Source organism: Pseudomonas sp. RW407 (genome assembly GCF_003176655.1).
GTDB classification, from domain to species: domain Bacteria; phylum Pseudomonadota; class Gammaproteobacteria; order Pseudomonadales; family Pseudomonadaceae; genus Pseudomonas; species Pseudomonas delhiensis.
In genome coordinates, this window is sequence record NZ_QGSL01000088.1 from 612,582 (window position 1) to 623,441 (window position 10,860).

General features: G+C 68.8%; 7 protein-coding genes. 3 read left to right on the forward strand and 4 right to left on the reverse strand.

Features of this window, described 5'->3' with window-relative positions:
- Positions 1-307 precede the first annotated feature (307 nt).
- The 3 genes from DK254_RS09280 to DK254_RS09290 all read right to left on the reverse strand — a co-directional run bounded on the left by DK254_RS09280 (position 308) and on the right by DK254_RS09290 (position 4,608).
- A complete protein-coding gene (locus DK254_RS09280; RefSeq protein WP_109933545.1) occupies positions 308-1,639 on the reverse strand; it encodes an MFS transporter in 1,332 nt (443 codons plus the stop codon).
- A gap of 91 nt (positions 1,640-1,730) precedes the next feature.
- Positions 1,731-2,810, reverse strand: a complete 1,080-nt coding sequence (locus tag DK254_RS09285) for a C45 family peptidase (RefSeq protein WP_109933546.1) — start codon at positions 2,808-2,810, stop codon at positions 1,731-1,733.
- A gap of 58 nt (positions 2,811-2,868) precedes the next feature.
- On the reverse strand, positions 2,869-4,608 hold the full coding sequence (locus tag DK254_RS09290) for an amidohydrolase (RefSeq protein WP_109933547.1): 1,740 nt from the start codon (positions 4,606-4,608) through the stop codon (positions 2,869-2,871).
- 104 nt (positions 4,609-4,712) lie between these two features.
- Between DK254_RS09290 and DK254_RS09295 the strand changes: the two genes are divergently transcribed.
- On the forward strand, positions 4,713-5,627 hold the full coding sequence (locus DK254_RS09295; RefSeq protein ID WP_109933548.1) for a LysR family transcriptional regulator: 915 nt from the start codon (positions 4,713-4,715) through the stop codon (positions 5,625-5,627).
- Positions 5,628-5,990: 363 nt separating this feature from the next.
- Here the strand turns inward: DK254_RS09295 and DK254_RS09300 are convergent, their stop codons facing one another.
- Positions 5,991-7,031 (reverse strand): LacI family DNA-binding transcriptional regulator, encoded by a 1,041-nt coding sequence (locus DK254_RS09300; protein WP_109933549.1) that lies wholly within the window; start codon positions 7,029-7,031, stop codon positions 5,991-5,993.
- Positions 7,032-7,238: 207 nt separating this feature from the next.
- On the opposite strand from DK254_RS09300, the gene DK254_RS09305 reads away from it, so the two are divergent.
- A complete protein-coding gene (locus DK254_RS09305; RefSeq protein WP_109933550.1) occupies positions 7,239-9,485 on the forward strand; it encodes a TonB-dependent receptor in 2,247 nt (748 codons plus the stop codon).
- Between the two features lie 94 nt (positions 9,486-9,579).
- Positions 9,580-10,860, forward strand: a 1,281-nt coding sequence (locus DK254_RS09310) for an LLM class flavin-dependent oxidoreductase (RefSeq protein WP_109933966.1), incomplete at its 3' end; no start/stop codon positions are given.

The following is a 10,860-nucleotide window of genomic DNA, read 5'->3' on the forward strand; positions in this document are numbered from 1 at the left end:
TTATGGTAGGGGTGGGCTTGTTTGCGAATGGTGTTTGCCGGTGGTTGTGGCATTTTGGATTAACTCCGCTCCCTCTCCCTAACCCTCTCCCTGAAGGGAGAGGGGACCGTTCGGAGTGCTTGGGTATTTCACAGTCAGCCGGCAAGCACGGTGATATCCGGCTGGAACCATTCATTCTCTCGGCACGGACAAGCCCCCTCTCCCTTCAGGGAGAGGGCTGGGGAGAGGGAACGGTGTCACCCCAAACACCGAAGCCGCCAGTGAACACCATCCGCGAGCAAGCTCGCTCCTACAAAAGCCCTTCACCTCATGACAAGCTACGCGCCACCTCCCCCGCCGGCGCCACGCCGCTGTCCACCTCCTCCATCTCCAGATACGCCGTCTCGCGCAGGGCGAACGAGCAGACCGCCACCAGGGCCATGGCCGCCGCGCCGTACAGCGCCACGTAGACCGGCTGGTGCCCGCTGGCGATGAGGATGGCGGTGGCCGCGCTGGAGGCGGTGCCGCCGCCCAGGGCCGCGCCCAGCTGGTAGCTGGCGGAGATGCCCGAGTAGCGCATCCGCCGCGGGAACTGTTCGGCGAGGAAGGCCGGGATCGGGCCCTGGGTGGCGCCCATGAAGAAGCCCACCACCAGGTAGCCCAGCAGGGCCAGCGCCAGGTGGTGGGTGCCCAGCAGCGGGAAGAAGGCGAACAGCCCCAGGGCCATGATGGCCGCGCCGAAGATCATCACCGTGCGGCGGCCGTGGCGGTCGGACAGGTGGCCGAAGAACGGCGCCGAGATGACGATGGCGATAGACAGCGCGAAGTCGAACAGCAACGCCTGGCTGCTGCTGTAGCCGATGTCGGTGGCGTAGGCGAGGAAGAAGGTGCTGATGTAGGCCACGGTGATGTAGCCGAAGGCGATGCCGGTGCACAGCAGCAGCTCGCGCGGGTGCTGGCGCAGGGCTTCGAGCAGCGGCAGGCGGGCCTTGGGCCGGGCCTTGGCCGGTTGCGCCGGCGCCGGGTTCTGCAGGCGCGCGTAGAGGCCGACCAGCACCAGCACGCCGCCGAGCCAGAACGGGATGCGCCAGGCGATGCCGCCCAGGTCGTCGTCGAAGGCCAGGCTGACCAGGGCGAACACCGCGGAACCGAAGATGCCGCCGATGCCGATGCCCATGCTGGTGAAGCTGCCCCACAGGCCGCGGCGGCCGCGCGGCGCCACCTCGATGCCGAACAGCGCGGCGCCGCCCCACTCCCCGCCCGCGGCGAAGCCCTGCACCAGGCGCAGGCCCACCAGCAGGATGGGCGCGGCCACGCCGAGGCTGGCGTAGTCCGGCAAGAAGCCGATCAGCAGGGTGCTCATGCCCATCAGCAGCAGGGTGGCGACCAGCGCCTTCTGCCGCCCGTAGCGGTCGCCCAGGTGGCCGAACACCACGCCGCCCAGGGGCCGGGCGAAGAAGCCGGCGCCGAAGGCGGCGAAGGCCACCAGCACTGCGGTCAGGCGATCCATGCCGGGGAAGAACAGCTTGGGGAAGACCAGCGCCGCGGCGTAGCCGTAGATGACGAAGTCGTAGAACTCCAGCGCGGTGCCCATGCCGGAGACGCAGAAGGTTTTGAACGCCGAGCGCGAGCCGGGCTGTGCGGGGGTGTGATCGATCATGGTGTCTGCTCTTGTTCTTGTGGCAGCAGTGGCCCGTGCGGCGGCCAAGGGGCCGCCACCGGGTGTCTTTCGCGGGTGGCGCGGCGCTAGGTCAGAAGCACAGGAAGCCGTCGCGGGCCAGGGCCTTGGGGTTGCCGGCGACGTACTCCAGGTTGCAGCCGACGCTGTCCAGGCCGATGGTCAGCAGGGTTTCCCAGCGCTCGGTGTCCGGCTGCGACAGGTCCGGGTGGAAGCACACCACCGCCTGCTCGCCGGCGTCGCCGCAGAAGGCCTCGGCGCGGGCCGCCAGGTCCTCGCGGGCCATGCCCGGGGCCATGGCCGCCAGGTGGTCGAAGCGCGCGTAGGTGGTGGAGACGTCGGCGGTGCGCTCGCCCCTGGCCTGCTGCGGGTCGACGAAGTGGTTGGTGTGCAGCACCCAGCCATCGGCGCGCGGCGGCACCACGGCGGTGGCCGCCGGGCTCATCTCGATGCTGGCGGCGCGCAGCTCGGCGTCGTCGCGGCTGAAGCAGGTCAGCACGGTGGAGGCGCTGACGCGGGCCGAACCCACCAGTTCGATGGCCTCGGCCACGCTGGTGGCCTCTTCCAGCACGCGGCGGGCGATGGCGTGCACCGGCACCCCGGCCTCGGCGTTGTCGCCGGCGTGGTGGAGGATGTTGAAGTGCATGCCCAGGCCGGCGCTGTTGACGCCGATCTTGCCGAGCATGCCGAACTCGGTGAACAGCTTGACCGTCAGGCCGCTGCCGGCGGCCAGCTGCAGCAGCAGGCCGTGGGGCACCAGGCTGTCGTGCCAGTCCCAGGTCTGGATGCTCAGCGGCGCGGCGGCGCCATGGGGCGCGTAGACCGCGGTGGAGCACTCGCCTTCCAGCGGTTGCGCCGGCATCACCGCGAGGATTTCGGTGCGCGCGTTCAGCGCCGCCAGTTGCCACAGCGGCAACCCCACGCCGGCGGCCAGGCCCTCGATCTCCCGGGCCAGGGCCGGGCACCAGGCATCCAGCGCGGCCAGGCTGGCCTCGCCGATGCCGCGCGCCTGCCCGGCGGGCACGCCCACGCGGGGGAAGAAGTCGAGGTACAGCGCCACGCTGTGCCGAATCTGTTCCGCCCACCGCTCTCCAATCTGCCGCCCGCGCTCGAACGGCTCGCGGGTTTCGCTCACGAAGGAATGGATGATCACTGCAAGGCTCCTTTGTCGATTTGGAAAAACGCTGGGCGGGCTTCCCCGCCCCGGCCGATCAGCGCTGGGCCGTCAGCGGCCGGCGGTAGACTTCGCGGCCGGCGAACCAGGTGGCCAGCACCTGGGTGTCACGCAAGGCTTCGGGTTTCACGGTGAACACGTCGCGGTCCAGCAGCACCATGTCGGCCTGCTTGCCGGGCTTGAGCGAGCCGATGCGGTCTTCCAGGCGGATCATGCGCGCGGCATTGAGGGTGTAGGCCTGGAACATCACCTGGCGGTCGATGGCCTCGTCGGCGTTGAGCACGCCCTTGGGGCCCTTGCGCGTCACCGCCTGGTAGATGGCCTTCCACGGGTCGGGCGTGGTGATCGGCCAGTCGCTGGCGCCGGCTATGGTGGCGCCGTGCTTGAGCAGGGAATGGGCCGGGTAGGTGTACATGAAGACCATGGCGTCCACGTAGGGTTTGACGAGGTCGATGCTCGATTCATCCGCACTGGCCCAGTAAAGCTGCATGGAGGCGATCACGTCCAACTGCCTGAAGCGGTCGAAGTCCTTGGGGTTGACCATCTGCAGGTGGGTGATGGAGTGCGGGATGCCGCTGTGGCGGTCGCGGCGCGCCTGGGCCATGCCGTTGAGCGCCTCGTGGATGGCGCGGTCGCCGATGGCGTGCACGTGCACCAGCCAGCCGCGGGCGTCGGCGGCGCTGACCAGCTCGCCGAAGTGCTTGGGGTCGATCAGCAGTTCGCCGAACTTGTGCGAGTTCTTGTAGGGCTCGAGCATGGCCGCGCTCTGCGCCGGCACCTCGGCCACGCCGTCGGCGAAGACCTTGATGCCCGGCAGCGTCAGGTTGGGCACGCCGAGGAACTGCTGGCGCACCTTGTCCAGCTCGTCGAGGTCCTTCGGGGTGGCCCTGGAGTCGGCCATCAGCAGCGCGGCGACGTGGGCGGACAGGTCGCCCTTCTCGGCCAGGGCCTTGTAGATGGGCAGCACGCCGGTGGAGGCGTTGGTGATGTCGGCGCCGGGGATCTCGTTGCCCAGCGGGTCCATCCAGGCGGTGATGCCCAGGCTGTTGTAGTACTTGAGCGCGGCGTAGGCGCCGCGGGTCAGCTCCTCGGTGCTGGGCAGCGGCAGCAGGGCCTGCAGCGGGTAGAGCCCGGCGTCCACCAGGAAGCCGTTGGGGGTGCCGTCGGCGTGGACGCCGAGGGTGGCTTTCTCCTCGCCCTTGAGCGAGGCGACTTTCGCCGCATCCACCTTGGCGAGTTTCAGCATGGCCTGGTTGGCCCAGCCGGTGTGCAGGTCCCAGCCGACGAAGAGGATCGGCACCTGGGCCCATTCGCCCTGGTTGAAGGTCTTCTCCAGCGCCGGGATGTCGCCCCAGTAGGTGGACGGCAGGCCGCCGACGCTGAGGAACCCGCCACGCTTCGCCTTGCCGTCGTCGCGCCACTCGCGCAGCTTCTTCTCAAGCTCCGGCACCGGCAGCAGCTCGCCGTCGAGGTTGGCCTGGAGCATCTGCAGGCCGCCCTTCACGGTGTGGCTGTGGGAATCGATGAAGCCGGGCATCAGCACCCTGCCCTGCAGGTCGACGACGCGGGTGCCGGCGGCCTTCAGGCGCAGCACCTGCTCGTCGCTGCCCACGGCCAGGACCTTGCCGTTCTCGATGGCCACCGCCTGCTGCAGGCCCTGGCCGGGTTCGGCGGTGTAGACCTTGCCGCCGTGGAGGATGAGGTCGGCTGCGGCCATAGTTTCCGCTGAGGAAAAAACACAGGCCATGGACATCAGCGCCGGAATCAGTATTTTCATGGGATCGCCTAGATTCTTGTTGTGTGAACGCAGGTTAACCAAAGCCCGGCGCGGCTTTAACGCCGATTTTTTGCACAACTTCTGTGCCTGACAGGAATAGATGAATGGACAAGATGACCGCCCTGACCATGTTCGTCGCCACCGCCGACCATGGCGGCTTCAGCCGCGCGGCCGAACACCTGGGCAAGACGCCCTCGGCGGTGACCAAGGGCGTGGCGCAGCTGGAAGCGGAACTCGGCGCGCGGCTGTTCGAGCGCACCACCCGGCGCATGGCGCTGACCGAAGCCGGGCAGATCTACCTGGAAGGCGCGCGCCAGGCGCTGCTGCACCTGCAGGTGGCCGGCGCGGAAGTGGAGCAGTTGCAGAAGGACCTGCGCGGCACCCTGCGCATCGCCGCCCCGCCCTCCTTCGCCCCGGCCTTCCTCGGCCAGGTATGCCGAGAATTCCTCGACGAGCACCCGCAGGTACGCCTGGAGGTGGACCTGCAGGACGAGTTCGCCGACCTGGTGGAAGGCGGCTACGACCTGGCCCTGCGCGACGGCCCCGTCGACCTGCCGGGGGTGATCGCCCAGCCGCTGCTGGAGAACCACCTGCTGCTCTGCGCCAGCCCCGCCTACCTGGCGCGCAAGGGCATGGACGTGACCCTGGAGAACTACGCCGGGCACGACTGGCTGATCTTCCGCCACCCCATGCTCAACCGGAACTTCTGGTGGGTGAACCGCGACGGCGAACGCATCCGCCTGAAGCAGCCGGTGCCGCACCTGGCCAGCGACAACTACGACTTCCTGCTGGCCTGCCTGCTGGCCGGCCAGGGCGTACAGTTCCTCCCGCAGTGGAGCGCGCGGCCCTACCTGGAACGCGGCGAACTGGTGGAACAGCTACCGGACTGCTGGCGCGACCAGAGCGCCTTCGGCGCCACCATCCACGTGCTGTTCCTGCCGCACCGGCGCAACACGCGCAAGGTGCGGGTGTTCATCGAGGGGTTGAGGGCGCACCTGCGGGCGCAAGGGTTGGGCTGAGGGACATGCCGCCGGCGCTTTTCGTAGGGCGCATAACGCCTACGGCGTTATCCGCCATGATCGCGGACGGAACAGTTCCAGGAAGCACCGTCGTAGGAGCGGACTCCGTCCGCGATTGGATTCACCGGCCACGCCAAACGCCCCGGTAGCACGGCCAACGGCGGATAACCGCGAACGGTTATTCGCCCTACGGTTGCACCACCGTAGGAGCGGACTCCGTCCGCGATTTCGCGCACACAACGCTTTTCGTAGGAGCAAGGGGCACCTGGCTCTTGCTCGCGAACCGCATGGCACCGCGTTTGTTCGCGAGCAGGCTCGCGCCTACGGGAAGCCGGCGAACCTCGGAACAAGGATTCCCCCCGCTCAACAGCTCTCCCGCTCCACCACCCGGCACTGCAGCAGGTTCAGGCGCTCCACGCCGCCTTCCGCCGGCTGCGCGCCTATGGCCTGCAACACCCGCTGCGCGGCGACTTCGCCGATCTCCCGGGCCGGCGGCTTGAGGGTGGTGAGGCTGGGCAGCAGCATGGGCGCGAAGGGGTAGTCGCCGAAGCCGAGCACCGCGCAATCCTGGGGGATGCGCAGGCCGGCGCGCTGCCCGGCGAGCAGGCCGCCGGCGGCGAGGTTGTCGTTGGCGAAGACGATGGCGTCGGGGCGCTCGGCGCGGGCCATCAGCGCCTCCATGGCCTGCTTGCCGGCCTCGAAGGGCGCGCTGGCAGTGGGTACGAACATCCAGGGCTCCAGCCCCAGCTCGCGCAGGGTGTCGGCATAGCCGTCGCGGCGGTCCATGGCGCTGTAATCGCCCGGCGTGCTGTTCTGCACGAAGGCGATGCGCCGGTAGCCCTTGCCGTGCAGATAGCGCGCGGCGTCCACGCCCACCTGGTAGTGGGAGAAACCGACCTGGATGGGCCGGCGCGAAGGCTGGTAGTCCCAGACCTCCAGCAGCGGCACGTCGGCGCCTTCCAGCAGCTTCTCGCAAGCCGGGGTGTGGAAGTGGCTGGTCAGCACCAGGGCCGCCGGGTTCCAGCCGAGGAAGGCGCGCACGGCGCTTTCCTCCTTCTCGCCATCGAAGTAGCTGGAGGCCAGCAGCAACTGGTAGCCCGCCGCGGCCAGGGCATCGCTGATGGCCTGGATGGTGTCGGCGAAGATCGGCCCGGAGATGTTCGGCACCACCATGCCGACGATGCGCCCACGCGCCGAGGCCAGCCCGCCGGCCACCTGGTTGGGCACGTAGCCCAGCGCCGCCACCGCCTCGCCGATGCGCTCGCGCAGCACCTCGGAAAGGCTCGCCGGCTGGTTGAAGTAGCGCGACACGCTGATGGCCGACACCCCGGCGCGCTCGGCCACGGCGCTGAGGGTGACGCGGCCGGCGCCGCGGCGTTTGCGGGGACTGTCCAGTGTCGACATCCAATTCAGGAATATAAAAGTAATTTTTCAGTATTTGACGCTCTAAGGCGCGATCCGGATACTCGCCGATGTTAGCGCTAACAAACAACTTTTTCTTCATCCATCGGCCACTCGCACGAGCGAGCGCTCGTGAAGTTTCCAGCGAACAGGCGCCGCAGCGGCCCGCACAAGAGGCCGGCGGCGGACCAGGGCAATCCAGGAGTGGCCATGACTCAGCAGTACCGGGCGAACGCCCACGAACAATTCCCCCGGCTCAGCGCGCTGGCGCTGGCCATCGCCGCGCTGGTGGGCGGCCTGCAGTTGCCTGCGCAGGCCGCCGAGGGCGACCAGGCGCAGGCCGAGGAAGCAGCCCCCACGCTCAACGCCGTGACCGTTACCGCCACCCGCCGCGAGGAATCGCTGCAGAAGGTGCCGGTGGCGGTCAGCGTGATCAGCGGCGAACAGTTGCAGCGCGACAACCGCAACAACGTCTCGACCATCGTCAGCGAAGTGCCCACCCTGAACTACCGCGCCGGAGCCTCGAACAAGGACACCTCGCTGTTCGTCCGCGGCGTGGGCACCATCAGCACCTCCCCGGGCGTGGAGCCCAGCGTTTCCACCGTGGTCGACGGCGTGGTCTACGGCCGCCCCGGCATGGCCACCCTGGACCTGCTGGACCTGGAGCGCATCGAGGTGCTGCGCGGCCCGCAGGGTACCCTGTTCGGCAAGAACGCCTCGGCCGGCGTGCTCAACATCATCACCAAGGCGGTGCCGGACGAAACCAGCGGTTTCGTCGACTACTCGCACTTCGGCGGCGGCAACGAGAACCGCACCAGCTTCGGCATCGGCGGCACCCTCGTCCCCGGCAAGCTCAAGGCCAGCGTCACCGGCCTGGTGGGCAGCTACGAAGGCAACGTCGACAACGTCTACAACGGCCATCAGGTCAACGGCTACAACCGCCAGGGCGCGCGCGCCAAGTTCGAGCTGACGCCCAGCGACGACGTGAAGGTGACGCTGATCGCCGACTACATGCACGCCAACGACGACAGCCCCAGCGGCGTGATCACCAGCACCAGCAGCGCGGCCTTCGCCAACGCCCTGCGCCCGGTGGTGGCCGACAGCGACAACCACAAGATCAACGCCGACTACCGCACCCACGTCGACGACACCAACAAGGGCCTGTCCGGGCAGATCGACTGGAACCTGGGCGACTACACCCTGACCTCGATCACCGCCTGGCGCGGCTGGGACAACACCCAGTACCAGGACGGCGACCGCCTTTCGCAGGTCAGCGCGGCCTTCCCCAGCTCCCACGACAAGGGCGAGCTGGAATACGACCAGTACTCCCAGGAACTGCGCCTGGCCTCGCCCAAGGGCCAGTTCGCCGAGTACGTCACCGGCCTGTACTACATGCACGCCAAGGACGACGAGACCTACCGCCGCACCCTGACCACCACCGGCACTGTCGACACCGGCGTGGCCGACTACGGCACCACCAGCGACAGCTACTCGGCCTTCGGCGAAGCGACCCTGAACTTCACCTCGGCGTTGCGTGGCATCGCCGGCCTGCGCTACACCCACGACGAGCTGGAGTACGACCACCGCCGGGTATCCACCTCGGCCACCGCGGTGACCGGCATCCAGCCGTCCACCCGCAGTTCCGGCTCCACCGACGAGGACGGCTGGTCCGGCCGCCTGGGCGTGCAGTACGACCTCAGCGACAACCTCACCAGCTACCTGACCTACTCGCGCGGCTACAAGGGCCCGGCCTACAACGTATTCTTCAACATGCAGCCGCGCGACACCGAGGCGCTCAAGCCGGAAACCTCCAACTCCTGGGAGCTGGGCCTGAAGGCCACCGCGCTGGACAAGCGCCTGAGCGCCAACTTCGCGGTGTTCCACACCGACTACGACAACTATCAGGCGAACTTCTACGACACCGTGGCCAACCAGGTGGTGACCCGCCTGATCAACGCCGGCTCGGTGAAGACCGAGGGCGCCGAGGCCGACGTCGCCTGGCAGGCCACCCGCCAGCTGAAACTCTCCGGCTCGGTGGCCTACACCCACGCGCGCATCGACAAGTTCAGTTGCCCGGCCGGCGCCGCCGCCAGCTGCAACGTCGACGGCAAGCCGCTGCCCTTCTCGCCGGACTGGAAGAGCTACGTGCGCGCCGACTACGACATCCCGCTGGACAACGGCCTGGATGTGGAACTGGGCACCGACTACAGCTGGCAGGACAAGGTGCAGTACGACCTGAGCCAGAACCCCGACACCATCCAGGGTGCCTACGGCATCTGGAACGCCAGCGTGGCCCTGGCCGACTACAACGCCGGCTGGCGCGTGGCCTTCCTGGCCAGGAACCTCACCGACAAGTCCTACTCGCCGCTGCTGGCCACCGGGGGCGGCTACGTGTACCGCCTGGTGCCGCGTGACGACGGCCGCTACTTCGGCTTCGAGCTGCGCAAGGACTTCTGACCTGCCGAACCCGGGCCCCGCCCTCGCTGGCGGGGCCCTTGCCAAGAAACCGTCCCGCCCGGCGTGCGCCAACCATCACGCAGAGGACTCCAGCATGACCGCAAGCAACCGCACCCTTTCCCTCGGCGCCTTCCTCATGGCCACCGGGCACCACGTCGCCGCCTGGCGCCACCCGGACGTGCCGGCCGACGCCGGGCTGAGCTTCCGCCACTACAAGCACCTGGCACAGGTGGCCGAGGCGGCGAAGTTCGACGCCGTGTTCGTCGCCGACAGCGTGGCCGCGCCCAGCGCGCCCATCGCCAGCCGCATGGCGCGCTCCGATCACTTCGAACCGCTCACCCTGCTCAGCGCGCTGGCCGCGGTGACCGAACGCATCGGCCTGATCGCCACCGTCACCACCAGCTACAACGAGCCCTACCACGTGGCGCGCAAGTTCGCCTCGCTGGACCACCTGTCCGGTGGGCGCGCCGGCTGGAACCTGGTGACCTCGGACAACGCCGCCGAAGCGCTGAACTTCAACCGTAGCGAGCACCTGGGCCACGCCGAGCGCTACGCCCGCGCCCGCGAATTCCACGAAGTGGTGACCGGCCTGTGGGACAGCTGGGAAGACGACGCCTTCCTGCGCGACAAGGCCAGCGGCCAGTACTACGACCCGGCCAAGCTGCACGTGCTGAACCACGAGGGCGAACACTTCCAGGTGCGCGGCCCACTGAACGTGGCGCGCTCGCCCCAGGGCCGCCCGGTGGTGGTCCAGGCCGGTTCCTCCGAGACCGGCCGCGAGCTGGCCGCGCAGACCGCCGAAGTGGTGTTCACCGCGCAGACCTCGCTGGCCGCCGCCCGCGATTTCTACGCCGACATCAAGGGCCGCCTGCCGCGCTACGGCCGCCAGGCGGACGAGCTGAAGATCATGCCCGGCGTGTTCGTCGTGGTCGCCGACAGCGAGGCCGAGGCCCAGGAGAAGCACGAGGCCTTCCAGGAACTGGTGGAGCCGGAAGTGGGCGTCGCCCTGCTCTCGCGCATGCTCGGCAACTTCGACCTGTCTGCCTACCCGCTGGACGGCCCGCTGCCCGAGCTGCCGCTGACCGACAGCGGCCAGCGCAGCCGCCAGCTGCTGCTCACCGAACTGGCCGGCAAGGAAAACCTAACCCTCGCCCAGCTCGGCAAGCGCATCGCCGGTGGCCGCGGCCACTACAGCCTGGTCGGCACCCCGCAGCGCATCGCCGATGAGCTGCAGGCGTGGTTCGAACAAGGCGCCGCCGACGGCTTCAACGTGCTGGTGCCGCACCTGCCCGGCGGCCTGGAAGACGTCGCCAACCTGCTGGTGCCGGAGTTGCAGCGCCGCGGGCTGTTCCGCCGCGACTACGCCGGCAGCACC